Source organism: Paraburkholderia nodosa (assembly GCF_001718195.1).
Lineage (GTDB): Bacteria > Pseudomonadota > Gammaproteobacteria > Burkholderiales > Burkholderiaceae > Paraburkholderia > Paraburkholderia nodosa_A.
The window spans coordinates 188060-202997 of record NZ_MCNV01000013.1 but is presented as its reverse complement, the minus strand read 5'-3'; the positions used below and the strand labels follow the sequence as shown (position 1 = coordinate 202997).

Sequence of the window (14938 nt, the reverse complement as noted above, 5' to 3'; positions counted from 1 at the left end):
TCCAGGTATTGCCGCCATCGGCCGTGTGGAGCACTTCCCCATCGTGTCCGACCGCCCAGCCCAGCGTCGAGGACTTGAAGGTCACCGCAACAAGATCGGCGCTCACTGGCACGTTCACCTGGCGCCAGTGCGCCGCGTCGTCGTCCGAGACGAGAATGACGCCGCGTGGCCCCACCGCGACCAGTCGCTGGCCGGCCTGGGCAACGGCCATCACGGGTTCGTGTGCAGCGCGTGGGTTGGTGATTGCCGGCGAGTGCATCGGGTCGGCAAACCCCGCATAAACCGCACTGCTCGCGAGGCCTGCTGCCGCCACCAGGGCGAGCCAACGAAACATGGTATTGCGCATTGCGTCTCCTTCACAGTTACTGCCGATCGACTCCGCGAACTGTCCTGGGCTTTATGTAATTTTGGCGTGCAGTGCCGGGTCGAACCGGCACTGCAAGTTTGCTGCGCTTACTGCTTTACCGCCTGCTACCGGATACCGCTTGACTGCATGTGTTCCGGCGTAAAGAAGTCATGCGAAAAGCTGCTATTGAAGAAGACGCCCGGCGATTCGGCCGGATGGCTTCCGAAGATATACACACCGCTATTGAAGTCGTAGAACCAGTTGCCCAGCGAATACGGCACTTTGTAATCGTAGGCAGGCACCGTGGTCTGGAAGCCCCCACGATAGAGCTTGCCCGACTGGTCGTACGCGTCCATCATTCCGCCGCCGCCGTCCTCGTCGAAGTACATCGTCTTCTTGCTGTAGATGTGGCGCGAGCCCGGCTTGAGCGTCAATTCCACGACCCACACCCGGTGCAGTTCCCAACGCACATCGTCGGGATTCACGAAGTGCGGCGTCAGGATCTTGCTCGCAGGCGTCTCGTACTGTTGCTTGTAGTCGTTGTACGGGATGTACATCTCCTTCTTGCCGATCAGCTTCGCATTCCAGCGATCGATCTTCCCGTAGAACAACTGAATGTCGTCCATCGTGATCGCGCCCGAGTAGCCGGGGTTCGGAGTGTCATAGGCCAGGTCTGGCGCGACTCGTACGCGACGCTGACCGGGGTTGTACTCCCACGATTGCTGGTCGTGATCCGCAGTGTCCGTGAAGAACCAGTAAAGCGTGGTATCACCAATCATTCGCGCCGGCGCTACGAAATCATTGTTGATGTACTGCCAGACGGCAGTGCCACCCTTCTTCTTGAATGCATCTTCCTGCTTGAGGTCGAAATACGGGTAGTAAATCGAACTCTTGAATTGCGCCGCGAGGATCGGCGTGCCGCTGGTGTCGACGAGCCACGTCTTTACGTTGTTGCGCTGCGCCGTACCGACGTAGCGCAGTTCCCAGTCCCACATCGCTTCCTGCCCATTGCTGGGCACAGGAAACGGTTTTCCGCCGAATGCGTCTGCCACGAACAGACCGTTCTTTTCGAGCTTCGCACTCTGCGCATTCTTTTCCGAGTTCGCCAGATACCAGTCCGGGTACGAGACGGAACGATGCGTCGGGTAAACATCCATGCGGTACGTCGGGTAGCGCTTGAACAGCTCGAGCGAACTGGCACTCAATTTGTCGGCGTATTGCTGGTAGTTTTGCGCCGTTATCTGCATCGTCGGCTTCTCACCGGCAAACGGATCCGCCCACTTTCCCGAGTCGGGCTTAAAACCCGCCGGCGCCTGCGTAATTCCGCCCGTGTACGCAGGAATCGTCCCGTCCTTGCTGCCGGCAATTTGCGCGCCGAATGGCGTCATCCCGTTCTCGAGCGCGCCAGCCATCGGCGCCATGCAAACAGCCGCTGCAAATGCGAGCGCCTTCATCAACATCAGGTGCTTCTTCAAAGCCTTCACCATCCCTTTCCTGATTAACTCAGAACCAAAAGCAACAACGCTACTTTCGATACCCAACACCCATGTAGAACTTCGTTGCCGAAGCGTCCTGCCCGGCGGGGCCACGCAGGACGCTACTAATTACCTCACTCCTGCATCGGCAGGCAATTAGCGCACACCCGCAGACTGCATGCGTTCCGGTGTGTAGTAGTCGGACGGGAAGCTCACGTTAAAGAGAATCCCCGGCGTCTCGGCAGGGTGACTGCCGAAGATGTAAATGCCGCTATTGAAGTCGTAAAACCAGTTGCCGAGCGAATACGGAACCTTGTAGTCGTAGGCGGGCACCGTCGTCTCGAATCCACCGCGATAGAGCTTGCCCGACTGGTCGTAGGCGTCCATCATCCCGCCACCGCCATCTTCATCCAGGTAGAGCATCTTGCGGCCGTAGACGTGGCGCGCACCCGACTTGAGCTTCAGGTCAACGACCCACACACGGTGAAGCTCCCAGCGTACGTGATCCGGATTGACGAAATGCGGTGTGAGGATCTTGCTCGCCGGCGTTTCATACTGCTGCTTGTAGTCGTTGTACGGGATGTACATCTCCTTCTTGCCCACGAGCTTGGCGTCCCAGCGATCGATCCGTCCATAGAACAACTGGATGTCATCCATCGTGATTGCCCCCGAATACCCGGGGTTCGGCGTATCGTAGGCCAGATCCGGCGCCACCCGCACACGACGCTGCCCCGGGTTGTATTCCCAGGACTGCTGATCATGATCCGCCGTATCCATGAAGTACCAGAAGAGGGTCGTATCGCCAATCAAGCGCGCCGGTGCCGCGTAGTCGTTGTACACGTAATACCAGTTTGCGAGGCCCGCTTTTTTCCGGAATTCATCCTCCTTCTTGATATCGAAGTACGGGTAATAGAGCGAGCTCTTGAATTGCGCCGCAAGGATCGGCGTACCACTCGAGTCCACCAACCACGTTTTCACGTTATTGCGTTGGAGCGTACCGACGTAACGCAACTCCCAGTCCCACAACGCTTCCTGCCCATTCTTCGGCACCGGAAACGGCTTTCCGCCAAATGCTCCAGATAGGTAAAGGCCGTTCTTTTCAAGCTTCGCGGTTTGAGCGTTCTTGGTGGAGTTCTCCAAATACCAGTCGGGATACGAAACGCTGCGGTGAGTCGGATAGACATCCATCCTGTAAGTCGGATAGCGCTTGAATAATTCGATTTCCGACGCACTTAATTTGTCCGCGTATTGCTCGTAGTTTTGTGCCGTGATCTGGAGAATGGGTTTTTCACCGGGAAACGGATCCGCCCATTTTCCTGAGTCCGGTTTGAATGCGGCCGGAGCCTGCGTGATGCCCCCGGTATAGGCAGGAATTGTCCCGTCCTTGTTTCCTGCGATCTCGGCGCCAAACGGCGTCAATCCGCTATCGGCGGCTAGCGTGTATGGCGAAGCCCAGATTGCCGCAAGAACCGCAAGCGCCTTAAGAAGCTTTGGGAATCTTTTCACAGCTGTCTCCATTATCAAAACGTCGTCTGATACGTGATGCCGAGCCACGACTTGTCGCTGTACGGCGCGCCGAGAGCGGTTGCGGCGCCCGCCGTCGAGTACCCCTTCTTGTTCATGTAATAGGTGTAGGTGATGTCCACCTCGTGCTTGTTGTAGATTGTGAAGTCGAGCCCGACCACGAACGTATTCTGGCCTTGCGCCTCGGCGGCCGGCGAGATAACGGACGAGTAGCCCTTCAGGTTCAGATTGACGAACAGCGGCATCGTCAGGTCGACCCCAGGGAATACCTGATACCACTGCGGGCTCGCACCGATCCCTAGACCGGCCCAGAAGCGCGTCGAGCAGTTATTGAATGCAGAATTGCCCGATGCCGAACACTGGCCGGTGGTGTCATAGCTGGAATTCGCAAAATTTCCCGCATTCGACTGCACGCTCAACAACTGATTGAACGAGAATTCCGCCTGCAGGAACATGTTGTCCCACAACGGCGACTTGCCGAACGACTGCGTAACGTTCAAAAGACCATGCAGCGTACGGCCGGTCGGCGCGTCGTTGACCGTCGTCGTGTTGACTGCATTGAGCGGCATGTTCCAGCGGTATGAGACTTCCCCAGCCACGGCGGCATTGCCGATAGCACTATTGAAGCCCAGACCGATCAGGTTGACGTCGTTGCCGTATTTCGCCGTGACGCCCGGCAGATTGGTGCCCGGGAAGAGTTGCGGCCCAGCGCCCGGCACGAGCACGGCCGCCCAAGGCATCTTCATGGCGAAGTGGCGATACGTCAGTTCGTAGGTGGTTGCCAGCGAATCAACACGCCACTTGCCGTCAAGACCGATATCACCGATCTGACCTTTGGTCGGCGGTACACGCGGAATCGCGAACGTGCCCAGTCCGGGAATCGTCGTGTAACTGGCCACCGGCGGCCCATAGAGAATCGGATCCGCACCGCCGAAATAGGTGCCGCCTTCTGGCAGGCGATCGTGGTTCCACTCGAAGGTGTATTGCGCCCCGAGGGTGATCGTATCCGTAATGTTCGTCGTCACGTCAGCCTGAGCCGTCGGCAACACGATTTCCTTCAGCGATGCGCTCGGGCTCTGCGTCAGCTTCATCAGATCGAGCGGCGCCTGGCCAATCGCCACCGAGTTGGCGCCGCCCAACGTAGCAAACGCCGACTGCCCCCAGGTTACCGCCGTACGGCCTAGCTTGACGTTGACAGAATGCCCGCCGAGGTCAAAGGTGTTGAACACGAAGGCATCACGCAACTCGGCGCTCGGTCCCTGGTAATACTTCTTGATGTAGCTTGTGTACTCGTTGTTGGGATAGTTCGGCGGAAATGCAGGATTGCTCGTGTTGTGATTCTTGAACGTCGGGTCGTACCACGCATCCATACTGATGCGGAAGCCCGACGTCTCCTTGTACTTGAAATCGAACTCGCTATAGAGGTTCAGCATCGCCTGGATCGTGCTGAACCTCGGCGTCGACAGATCACCTTCGTCGTAGGTCGGACTGTTCGTGTAGAAGTGATCCGGGTTCTGAAGCCGAATGTCGTAATCCGCACGCACCGTGTTATCCCATTCCATGTCGATGTCCGGGTTCGGCACATCGAAGTGAAATGCATTGGCGTTCGCGCTCCACAACCCGCAAGCCGCCGCGATACAGGTTGCATGCACGCCAAGGCTGATCGCACTTGGCTTCAGGCTCTTCATTTTCATGCGTCTCCTCTTTTCTTTGTCGAACTGCCGCAGAAAAGGCCAAGGCCGTTGGACTGCCGCAGACTTTTAGCTATGAAGCGAAACCGGCCTCCCTACCTCGTCAGCATCGCGTCTCGGGGTCCCCCAAGCGCATCACCAGAATGCGAATGCTGTTCGCAAAGATAAACGCTCGAAACCTGACTGTCAACGCTCGCTCACCCCTATGCGGTACATTTTCTCGAACGCCGTTCACAAACCTGGGTAAACGAGGGTTCGATTTTTGTCATCGGCTTAACTCGGTACATGCATGCCTCGGCCAAGTGGCGCCGACTGCATACGGCGCGCGCGCGTTGTGCCCACGCGTGTTGGCGGCGCTCGCATTTGCGGGGCATTCGCCTCGCCTGTGCGGGTTGGCGATGCGATCTATGGGAGGTTTCGCTGCAACAACCCGGCGGCGGTTCATCAATCGACATGCAGGCCGGACGCGGCCAGGTACCGCCGACCCAAAGCGGTACGCGGTACCGGTCATGGAAGACGCGGCGTTTAGTCTGTCGATTCAATGGTGAACGGAGGAAGAATTGCACGAGCGACCAAAGCGCTTACGGGACCAGGCCGTCTTCCTTGGCAGTCCTTCCATATATGCCGGCTGTCGGCCGCGACTTTCGTGATCCGCTACCCCGTTCCTGCGCGAGAGTGCATTGCTGGTTTTCGGGGAGCAGGAGGGAACACGCGCCAGGCCCCATCGTCATGCCGAAAGAAGAATATCGAAAGCCCCCCCTCCGAGGCGGATGACCGTGCGAGCACACACCTCGTCTGGCTCGAATTCGCGAAGTTATATCGGGTCACGTGCACCGGGGTGGTCGCAGAGGGCGCGAACCATTTTTCGATGAGCGCACGCAAAGAACTTTCTCCAAGTTTCATGCCCTGCTCCTTCAACCGCTCTGTGCGCGCCTCTGACGATCACACTCACGAGTGCAAATGGAGGCACTCACCAGTCAGCCCAGACACCCGGATTCCTCGTGCTCCGGTTGCCGTCGCGAAAGGATCCGTGTGATTGGACGCAAATGTGTCTACTGACTAAATATTAGTAGTCAGCAGACCCATTATCAAGATTCAACCGTACCAGGGGAAATGCCGGTATGGACAAGTCCACCCTATTTTCTAGTAGCATGGGTGATGCTACGGGGCGAGAGCCGCATGTGATCTGGAATCAATTAGTCGTCGGACTACCGTTTATTCGTCGCCTGACTAGCAGTATCATCAGATCAAACTTGCCGCCGTCCGTGTCGAATCGGAAGACGTACCTATCGGGGGCGGGAACAGTTGCCAGTCTTGTTCGTCTCGCCCTTACAACGCGCGCGAGAGGGACAGGAAACGCCAAGGAGAGCACAACAGATGAAAGACCTGACCATCTCATCGGCAGACCTCGACAAGCCGGCAGCAGACGCGCCTCGGCGGCGAGGGAACAGATCTACACGTGTGCCAGCCATCATTGAAGTGGCGATCGAAGTCTTCGCATCGGAAGGCAACGCTGGATTCACGCAACGCCGCATCGCCAGCGACGCAGGCATCCGGCTGAGGACGCTGCAGCACTATTTCAGCACCCGCGAAGAACTATTGCGGGCCACGATAGAGGCATTCACGAATCGCTATTTCGAACACTATCAGGCGATCACGCAGGACAAACACCGGCCACCGGAGGCCCGGCTGGACATGATCGTCGAAGAGGCATTCTCTGTGCTGACGGCACCCGGCGGCAATCGCGTTAGCGCCTTTGTGCTGGAAACCTGGAGCCTGGCTGAACACGAACCGTATCTCCATGCCCTGATGGCCAAATCCACTGCGGATTTCCAGGTTCTTCTCGCGGAACTGATCGCGGAAATCAACCCAACCTTGGCGTCGGCGGAATGTACGCTGCGTGGCGCCCTGCTTCTTTCCCATCTGCAAGGTCTGGTCGTCTTTCTTCGCCGGTCGGGGACGAATACACCCGAGCGGGATTCATTCCGTCACGCCATGAAGGTCGTCTGGCGTGCGCTGAGCAAAGCGTCTCCATGAATCTGAAGTTCAGGTGCGCGCAGCACGGGTAGCGGTCTGCGCGCACCGCCTTCTGCAGATGTGGACGCTCAGCCGGCAACTTTCCACACAAGAGGCAAGTGGTACAGCGTGCCGTTCACCCCTCCGTGGACACCCGCCTTCTCACCCGGCTTGATCTGGAAGTCAGGAATACGCTTAAGCCATTCCTGGAGGAAAACCTTCAGTTCCACGCGCGCAAGGAACGAGCCGGGACAACGATGCGCACCATTGCCGAACGTCGAATGAATCGGCGTGGGCCGGGTAAAATCGACGGTAAGCGGATCGTCGAATTTTCTCTCGTCGAGGCCATGCAGCGTGGTCGGCATGATGATCATGTCTCCCTCTTTGAGCCGCACGCCCTTATATTCGAAATCGTGAGTGATCCGCCGACCCTGGTTGACCACCGGGAAACGCCGTAATAGCTCGTCAACGGCCTTTTGGGTCAGTTCGGGATTGTCGATGAGCTGTTTGCGGTGCGCGGGACTGCCGGCCAGAAAACTGGCGATGAATCCCATTGCGGACGCAACGGTATCGAGGCCGCCGATCAGCACGAGTCCGCACAGACCGCGAACCTCCTCGTCGGTCAAGGCTCGCCCGTCGATTTTCGAATTCACGATCTTGCTGATGAGATCGTCGCCCGGATTCGCGCGCCGTTCGGCGATCTTCACGCCCAGGTACTGGAAGATTGCGCCTAGCGCGCCGAGCTTCTCCCTGGCGTCCACCGGGCGCACCATCTTGTCGGCGAGACTCAGGAGGTACTCGCGATCCTCAGCGGGCAGCGCCACCATGTTCATGAAAATGCCGATCGGCAGATGCTGCGCGAACCCAGAGACGAATTCCACTTCGCCCTTCGGGTAAAAGTCTTCGATCAACTCGATCGCCATTTCGCGCGCTTTTTCTTCGAGCTTGCTGATCGCCTGCGGCATGAACGCGGGCGCGATCAACGCACGATACGCCGTATGCTGCGGAGGATCGAAGAAGATCGGCGGCAACGGCTGATGCTCGACCAGGGGAACGGTGAGCTGCTTCGACGAGAAGTTCTCGTAGTCCTTCAGGATGTGATAGATGTCGTCGCCGCGCGTGGCGATCCAGTGCCCGCCGTTGCGAGGCGTCCAGAAAATGTCGGGAATCCCTTCGGCGTGCAGCTTCTTGAGCGAGAGATGGTAGTCGTCTTCTGCGCCGGGCGGGTGATAGATATCGATATCGAATACCCGTTCCGGCGAAACGTGCGCGGGTACCGGCGCCAGCTCCGGAGTCACGCCATGGCCAGTTGCTGACATAAGGTTGTCTCCTTTCTTCGAATTGACCGCTCTACGCGGTCGGATGAATCGTTCTTGTTGCCATCGAGCCGCAGTTACAGGAACGCGCCGTATAGCTCGATATGGTGCTCGGTGTTTCCCCACGTCATGTCGATGCAGGTGAGGCGCTTTACATACCAACCCACCGCCAGCTCGTCCGTCATGCCCATCCCACCGTGAAGCTGCACTGCCTGCTGCGCGACGAAGCGCGCGCTGCGCCCGATCAGCGCTTTCGCAGCGGTCACAGCGCGATGAGCGGCAACGTCATCGTCTTCGCCGAGCCTGGCAGCCGCAAAATAGACGATCGATTTCGCCTGCTCCACCGCGGTCAAAATATCGGCGGCGCGGTGCTGCAGCGCCTGGAACTTGCCGATGGGCGAGCCAAACTGCTTGCGTGTGCGCAGATACTCGAAAGTCAGTTCGCTCAGCCGCGACATCGCGCCCACGGCTTCGGCGCACAGCGCGAATATGCCTTGATCGACAGCCCATTCGAGCAACGGGTAGCCTTGATCGATCGTGCCGATCACCGCCTGTTGGTCGACTCGCACCCCGTTCAGCACCACTTCCGCGACACGCTGGCCATCCAGTGCGGGAAACCCCTTGACGCTCACACCTTGCGCGCGCGCATCGACAGCGAAGAGCGTGATGCCGTGCTTGTCCGCCTGCTCGCCTACCGTGCGCGCCGAAACCAGCAGAATGTCCGCGCAGTCGCCGTGCAGCACGACGCCCTTGCGGCCATCGAGGATGAACCCGTCGCGCGTTGCCTCGGCCCTCGTCGCGACGTTCCACAAATCGAAACGCGCGCCAGGTTCGAGCGTTGCAAGCGCCGTCTTCAGGCTTCCGTCTGCGATACCGGCCAGCAGCTCCGCCTTGCGCGCCTCGTGTCCCGCGCGCCCGATGAGCTTCGCGCCGATCACAGCCGACGAAACGAACGGCTCCAGCACGAGTCCCCGGCCGAAGGCTTCCATTACGAGCATGGTCTCGACCGGGCCCGTGCCAAGCCCGCCGTGGTCCTGCGGCACGTTCAGCGCGAGCACGCCCATTTCGGCGAGCGTGGACCAGTGCGCATCCGACCAGCCCTGCGGCGTGGCAGCGAGACGGCGCCTCGCCTCGAAATCGTATTCCCTTTCGACGAAACGACCGACCACGTCGGCCAGCATCTGTTCCTCTTCAACCAGCGTGAAGTCCATGGCGTGTCCTCAGATGCCGAGCGCCTGCTTGGCGATGATGTTTTTCTGCACTTCGGTCGAACCGCCGTAGATCGAAATCTTGCGCCAGTCCAGGTAGTGCGCGGCCAGCGCGTTGAGCAATTCGCCGTTCGCGGTTTCGCCCTGCCAGTCCGCCTCCAGCGCTTCGCTTACGAAGGGCACTGCATACGGGCCTGCGCATTCCATGATCAGCTCGGTGAGTTCCTGCTGAATCTCCGACCCGCGGATCTTCAGCACCGAGGCTTCCGGCCCGATGGGGCGCCCTGCGGTTTCAGCGGAGACCACGCGCAGAAGCGACCATTCGTGAGCGATCAAGTCGATTTCCACCTTGGCGATGCGATCGCGAAAGCGCACGTCCTCGATGAGCGGTTTGCCGTGCTTGCGCTCGGTGCTCGCAATCTCCTTGAGACGCCGCATGAAGCGCTTGCAGTTGCCAAGTCCGGCGATATTCGTGCGCTCGTGTCCGAGCAGATACTTCGCGATCGACCAGCCGCGATGCTCCTCTCCGACGAGATTGCTCACCGGCACTTCCACGTTGTCGAAGAACACTTCGTTGACGTCGTGACCGCCGTCCAGCGTGCGGATCGGCCTGACCGTGATACCGGGCGTCGACATATCGATCAGCAGGAACGAGATGCCTTCCTGCGGGCGGCCGCTTCCGTCCGTGCGAACCAGACAGAAAATCCAGTTCGCCCATTGCGCGAACGAGGTCCAGATCTTCTGGCCGTTGACCACATAGAACGATTGACCGTCACGCTCGATACGCTCTGCACGCGTTTTGAGCGAGGCCAGATCGGAACCCGCGCCCGGCTCGGAATAACCCTGGCACCACCAGTCCTCCATCGAGACGATGCGCGGCAGGAAGCGCTCGCGCTGCGCCGCAGTGCCGAACTTCTGGATCACGGGTCCGACCATCGAAAGGCCGAACGGCATCTGGCGCGGCGCGCCAGCGGTAAAGCATTCCTCGTCGAAGATATTGCGCTGCGCGGCATTCCAGGCGGCGCCGCCGAATTGCGTGGGCCATGCGGGGGCGCCCCAACCCTTTCCAGCCAGAATTCGTTGCCAGCGCACGTAGTCTTCGCGCGGCACATGGCGGAAGTTCAGCACGCGATCACGAATGTCATCAGGCAAATGCGTCGCTACGAATTCCCGCACCGTGGCGCGAAACGCCTTCTCGGCGGGGCTTTCTCTCAGGTCCATCGTCAGGCTCCAGTCGCTGCCCGGCAAGTCGCGTTGTCGCTGCCAGGCGCGGTTTCAGGCAATTTCCACGATGCCGTTGTTCAGCACCACCACATCGCGCGCGTCAACACGCGCGCGCAAATGCAGGCGGGTGTCGCTATCCCTCCAGAACTGGAAACGCACTTCTTCGCCCGGATAAACCGGCGAAGTCAGACGCAGGGCGAGCCGCTTCAGACGGGTGGCATCGTTGCCGGCGAAGGTGCGAATCGCGGCGTAGCCCGCCATGCCATAGGTCGCGAGGCCGTGCAGAATGGGGCGGCTGAAACCCGCCTTCGAAGCCACTTCAGGATCCGCGTGCAGCGGGTTGGCATCGCCCGAAAGGCGATAGATCAACGCGGCATGGGCGCCGGTGGAGAAGACGTATTCCGCATCCGGCGCGCGCTCCGGCACCGGCGGAAGCGCTTCGGGCGGCACATCGCTCACGCCCGACTCCGCGCTAAACCCGCCGTCGCCACGCAGAAACGACACCTGGCGGACTTCGGCGAGTTGTTCGCCGCTCGAAACGTCGATGATGTCACGCATGAGCTCGACGATCGCGCCCTTTCCCGCGCCTTTATCGGAGATGCGGCTCACGCGCGTCTTGCTGACGATGGTCGCGGCAACCGGCATCGGCCGCACGAAACGGACGTCCTGCTCACCGTGCACGAGCTTCAGGTAGTCGATGCCCGTACGCGGATCGCGCATCCACGATTTCGGCCACGCGAACGCGGCCGCGCAAGTCGGCATTGCCTGCAGGTCCTTTTCATAGACGTAGCGCAGCTGGTCTGCGTCCAATGGGTCTCCGCCGAGGCCAAGGCCCAGCGAATACAGCATGACGTCGCGTTCGCTGTACGTCTGCGTAACATCTTCGATAGGCCAGTTCTTGACGACTTCGTAGTTCAGCATGAGGGTGTCCCGTAGGTGCTCAGTAGTCCGTGAAGTTTGGCTTGCGCTTCTCGAGGAAGCTCGCCATGCCTTCCTTGTAGTCGTCGCACTGGTTGGCGATCGGCATATCCAGACCGGCCGACATGATCGCCTCGTGGGGCGTCTGGAAAGGCACCTCCCAGACCTGTTCCTTCATGATGCGCATGGAGCGCGGCGAGCAGTAATCCGCCATTTCGCGCGCGTAGGCATAAGTCTCTTCGACCAGTTTCTCCGCCGGGATCGCACGATTCACGAGTCCCATGCGCTCGGCTTCGCGCCCTTTGATCTTGCGGCCCGACAGCAGCAGGTCGAGCGCATGCGCCTGGCCCACGTGGCGCGCGAGGATCCACGCCATGCCGTATTCGGCGGTCAGACCGCGCCGCGCGAATGCCGTGGTGATGGTGGCGTCTTCCGAAGCAAACCGGATGTCGCAAAAGAGCGCGTGAATCAGGCCAATACCGACGGTCGCGCCATTGAGCATGGCGATCACCGGCTTCGGAATGGCCGGGTAATACGAACAACGCGTCTGCCAGTCCGCGCGCTTGCGCATGTCGAACGGACGCGGCAGCTTGGTCATGAGTGCGGCGGGGTCACCACCGAAGCTGTGAATATCGCCGCCCGCGCAAAACGCCTTCCCCGCGCCGGTGAATACGATGACACGCACACCGCGGTCCGTGCCCGCGGCCTGCATTGCCTCGTACACGTCCGTCGCCACCTGGTCGTTCCAGGTGTTCATGTGTTCAGGACGGTTGAGCGTGATCGTCGCGATACGGTCCTTGACGTCGTACAGAATGGTCTCGAAGCGCATGAGATCCCCTCTCGATGATCAGAATGAACGCGGCAGGTCGAGCACATGCTCGGCGACGTAGGACAGAATCAGATTCGTCGAAATCGGCGCCACCTGATAAAGCCGCGTTTCGCGGAACTTACGTTCGACGTCGTATTCGCAGGCGAAACCGAAGCCGCCATGCGTCTGCAAGCAGGCATTCGCGGCTTTCCACGAAGCCGTGGCCGCCAGATGCTTCGCCATGTTCGCTTCCGCGCCGCATGCCTGATGGTTGTCGAACAGTTCACAGGCTCTGTAGCGCATGAGATCCGCCGCGCGCACGTCGATATACGCCTCGGCGATCGGAAACTGGATACCCTGGTTCATGCCGATTGGCCGGTCGAAGACGATACGCTCGCTGGCGTATTTCGATGCGCGTTCAACGAACCAGTAGCCGTCGCCGATACACTCGGCCGCGATCAGCGCACGCTCGGCATTGAGCCCGTCGAGGATGTACTTGAAGCCCTTGCCTTCCTCGCCAATCAGGTTCTCTTCGGGAATCTCCAGATTGTCGAAGAACAGTTCATTGGTCTCGTGATTGACCATGTTGGGAATCGGCCTCACGGTCAGACCGTTGCCGATCGCCTGGTGCAGGTCCACGAGAAAGCACGACAGCCCATCCGACTTCTTCTTCACGTCAGACAAGGGCGTGGTGCGCGCGAGCAGGATCATCATGTCCGAATGCTGCACGCGCGAAATCCAAACTTTCTGGCCGTTGACCACATAGCGGCCGTCTTTCTTCACGGCGGTGGTCTTCAGCTTCGTGGTGTCCGTTCCCGTGGTCGGCTCGGTCACGCCCATCGACTGCAGGCGCAATTCGCCGCTCGCGATCTTCGGCAGATATTTGCGCTTTTGCGTTTCCGAGCCGTTGCGCAGCAGCGTGTTCATGTTGTACATCTGGCCGTGGCAGAACCCCGAGTTGCCGCCGTTGCGGTTGATCTCCTCCATGATCACGGACGCCTCGGTCAACCCGAGGCCGGAACCACCGTACTCCTGAGGAATCAGCGCCGCCATCCAGCCGGCCTTCGTCAACGCGTCGACAAACGCCTCCGGGTACACGCGTTCGTGATCGATGCGGCGCCAGTACTCATCGGGATATTCCTTCGAAAGGTCACGCAGCGCGTCGCGCAGTTCCTGATATTGGTCGGGAGAGGTAATTCGGCTCATGAATGTTTCCGTATACTTGGCTGGACGCGGCTCACGCTGCTGCATCGATCAGCCCGCCGGCATTGGCGAGCTGGGTCAGATGATGTTCGGTCGAGCCGAACTGGATATCGATCACGCTCAGGCGTCGCATGTAGTGGCCGATCTTGCACTCCTCGGTCATCCCGATGCCGCCGTGCAGTTGCACGCCTTGCTGGCCGACGAAGCGGCCCGAGCGTCCGATCTGCACTTTCGCGGCGGACAGGCTGCGATCGCGCTCTCCCGCATCGGGTTCCTCAATCATCATGGTCGCGAAGAGCGCCATGCTGCGCGCCTGCTCCACCATGACCAGCATGTCGACCGCCCGATGCTGGAGCGCCTGAAATGACCCGATGGGTACGCCGAACTGCTTGCGGACCTTGAGATACTCGACGGTTTCTTCGTGCGCGGCGGTCATCGCGCCTACAGCTTCCGCGCTCACCGCGGCGATTGCGTGCGCAACGACTGTTTCAATGAGCGGGAACGCGGCACCCGCGACACCCAGCACGTCGCTATCCGGAACTCGCACGCCGGAAAATTCGATGTCTGCCGCGCTCAGCCGGTCCTGTGTCGGATACACGCGGCGTGTCACGCCCGCAGCGTCGCCCTTCACCACAAACAGGCCGATGCCGTCACGCTCGCGCCTGCCGCCCGACACCCGCGCCGACACCACGAGGAGATCGGCATTGCCGCCATGCAGCACGACGTGCTTGGCGCCGTCGATCACCCATGCGTCGCCTTCGCGCCGCGCAGTGGTCGCCACGTCCGCCAGGTCGTAGCGCGACTGCGCTTCGCTGTGCGCAAAGGCCATCAGCAATTCGCCCTGCGCGATCTGCGGCAGAATCGCCGTGCGTTGCGCCGCGTTGCCGCCAAGGCGCACGAAGCCGCCGCCCAGCACGACCGTTGCGAGGTACGGCTCGACCGCGAGGCCGCGGCCGAGCGCCTCCATGACGATCATCGTCTCGACAGGACCGCAGTTGCTGCCGCCGTATTCCTCATCGAATGAAAGACCCAGCAGCCCCATCTCCGCATAGCGCGCCCATTGCTCGCGGCTGAAGCCGTCCGGCTCCACGAGGTACTTCGCACGCTGCTCGAAACCGTACTCGTCCTTGACGAGACGCTCGACGCTGTCCTTGAGCATGCGCTGCTCATCGGTGAAATCAAAGTCCATAGCCCATGCTTCTCCGCTGT

12 protein-coding genes are annotated in these 14938 nt (G+C 60.1%); 1 reads left to right on the top strand and 11 read right to left on the bottom strand.

The window, feature by feature from the left end; genetic code table 11:
• The 4 genes from BFD71_RS22575 to BFD71_RS22560 all read right to left on the bottom strand — a co-directional run.
• On the bottom strand, positions 1-346 hold a 346-nt coding region (locus BFD71_RS22575; RefSeq protein WP_256094875.1), incomplete at its 3' end, for a WD40/YVTN/BNR-like repeat-containing protein.
• A 125-nt stretch (positions 347-471) separates the two neighbouring features.
• Positions 472-1833 carry a DUF1329 domain-containing protein gene (locus tag BFD71_RS22570; protein WP_176732938.1) on the bottom strand — a complete coding sequence of 454 codons (1362 nt, stop codon included), beginning with the start codon at positions 1831-1833 and terminating at the stop codon, positions 472-474.
• Between the two features lie 144 nt (positions 1834-1977).
• The gene (locus BFD71_RS22565) at positions 1978-3327 is read right to left on the bottom strand and encodes a DUF1329 domain-containing protein (RefSeq protein WP_069266532.1); all 1350 of its coding nucleotides are present in this window, start codon (positions 3325-3327) and stop codon (positions 1978-1980) included.
• A 14-nt stretch (positions 3328-3341) separates the two neighbouring features.
• A complete protein-coding gene (locus tag BFD71_RS22560; RefSeq protein ID WP_256094873.1) occupies positions 3342-5039 on the bottom strand; it encodes a DUF1302 domain-containing protein in 1698 nt (565 codons plus the stop codon).
• 1374 nt (positions 5040-6413) lie between these two features.
• Here BFD71_RS22560 and BFD71_RS22555 point away from each other — a divergent pair.
• Positions 6414-7073, top strand: a complete 660-nt coding sequence (locus BFD71_RS22555; protein WP_069266531.1) for a TetR/AcrR family transcriptional regulator — start codon at positions 6414-6416, stop codon at positions 7071-7073.
• Between the two features lie 68 nt (positions 7074-7141).
• Here BFD71_RS22555 and BFD71_RS22550 read toward each other — a convergent pair whose 3' ends face one another.
• From BFD71_RS22550 to BFD71_RS22520, 7 genes are all read right to left on the bottom strand, one after another.
• Positions 7142-8371 carry a cytochrome P450 gene (locus BFD71_RS22550; RefSeq protein WP_069266530.1) on the bottom strand — a complete coding sequence of 410 codons (1230 nt, stop codon included), beginning with the start codon at positions 8369-8371 and terminating at the stop codon, positions 7142-7144.
• A gap of 74 nt (positions 8372-8445) precedes the next feature.
• Positions 8446-9579 carry an acyl-CoA dehydrogenase family protein gene (locus BFD71_RS22545; protein WP_069266529.1) on the bottom strand — a complete coding sequence of 378 codons (1134 nt, stop codon included), beginning with the start codon at positions 9577-9579 and terminating at the stop codon, positions 8446-8448.
• 9 nt (positions 9580-9588) lie between these two features.
• A complete protein-coding gene (locus BFD71_RS22540) occupies positions 9589-10797 on the bottom strand; it encodes an acyl-CoA dehydrogenase family protein (RefSeq protein WP_069266528.1) in 1209 nt (402 codons plus the stop codon).
• Positions 10798-10851: 54 nt separating this feature from the next.
• Complete coding sequence (locus BFD71_RS22535; RefSeq protein WP_069266527.1) at positions 10852-11721, bottom strand: MaoC/PaaZ C-terminal domain-containing protein; 870 nt, start codon at positions 11719-11721, stop codon at positions 10852-10854.
• Positions 11722-11740: 19 nt separating this feature from the next.
• A complete protein-coding gene (locus BFD71_RS22530) occupies positions 11741-12547 on the bottom strand; it encodes an enoyl-CoA hydratase (protein WP_069266526.1) in 807 nt (268 codons plus the stop codon).
• An 18-nt stretch (positions 12548-12565) separates the two neighbouring features.
• Positions 12566-13732, bottom strand: a complete 1167-nt coding sequence (locus tag BFD71_RS22525) for an acyl-CoA dehydrogenase family protein (RefSeq protein WP_069266547.1) — start codon at positions 13730-13732, stop codon at positions 12566-12568.
• Between the two features lie 31 nt (positions 13733-13763).
• Positions 13764-14918, bottom strand: a complete 1155-nt coding sequence (locus BFD71_RS22520) for an acyl-CoA dehydrogenase family protein (RefSeq protein ID WP_069266525.1) — start codon at positions 14916-14918, stop codon at positions 13764-13766.
• Positions 14919-14938: the final 20 nt, after the last annotated feature.

What these genes read in the sequence shown, in the direction of transcription:
- BFD71_RS22570 (WP_176732938.1), bottom strand. Translation starts at nt 1,833, where the DNA reads ATGGTGAAGGCTTTGAAGAAGCACCTGATGTTGATGAAGGCGCTCGCA.
- BFD71_RS22560 (WP_256094873.1), bottom strand. Translation starts at nt 5,039, where the DNA reads ATGAAAATGAAGAGCCTGAAGCCAAGTGCGATCAGCCTTGGCGTGCAT.
- BFD71_RS22555 (WP_069266531.1), top strand. Translation starts at nt 6,414, where the DNA reads ATGAAAGACCTGACCATCTCATCGGCAGACCTCGACAAGCCGGCAGCA.
- BFD71_RS22550 (WP_069266530.1), bottom strand. Translation starts at nt 8,371, where the DNA reads ATGTCAGCAACTGGCCATGGCGTGACTCCGGAGCTGGCGCCGGTACCC.
- BFD71_RS22545 (WP_069266529.1), bottom strand. Translation starts at nt 9,579, where the DNA reads ATGGACTTCACGCTGGTTGAAGAGGAACAGATGCTGGCCGACGTGGTC.
- BFD71_RS22540 (WP_069266528.1), bottom strand. Translation starts at nt 10,797, where the DNA reads ATGGACCTGAGAGAAAGCCCCGCCGAGAAGGCGTTTCGCGCCACGGTG.
- BFD71_RS22535 (WP_069266527.1), bottom strand. Translation starts at nt 11,721, where the DNA reads ATGCTGAACTACGAAGTCGTCAAGAACTGGCCTATCGAAGATGTTACG.
- BFD71_RS22530 (WP_069266526.1), bottom strand. Translation starts at nt 12,547, where the DNA reads ATGCGCTTCGAGACCATTCTGTACGACGTCAAGGACCGTATCGCGACG.
- BFD71_RS22525 (WP_069266547.1), bottom strand. Translation starts at nt 13,732, where the DNA reads ATGAGCCGAATTACCTCTCCCGACCAATATCAGGAACTGCGCGACGCG.
- BFD71_RS22520 (WP_069266525.1), bottom strand. Translation starts at nt 14,918, where the DNA reads ATGGACTTTGATTTCACCGATGAGCAGCGCATGCTCAAGGACAGCGTC.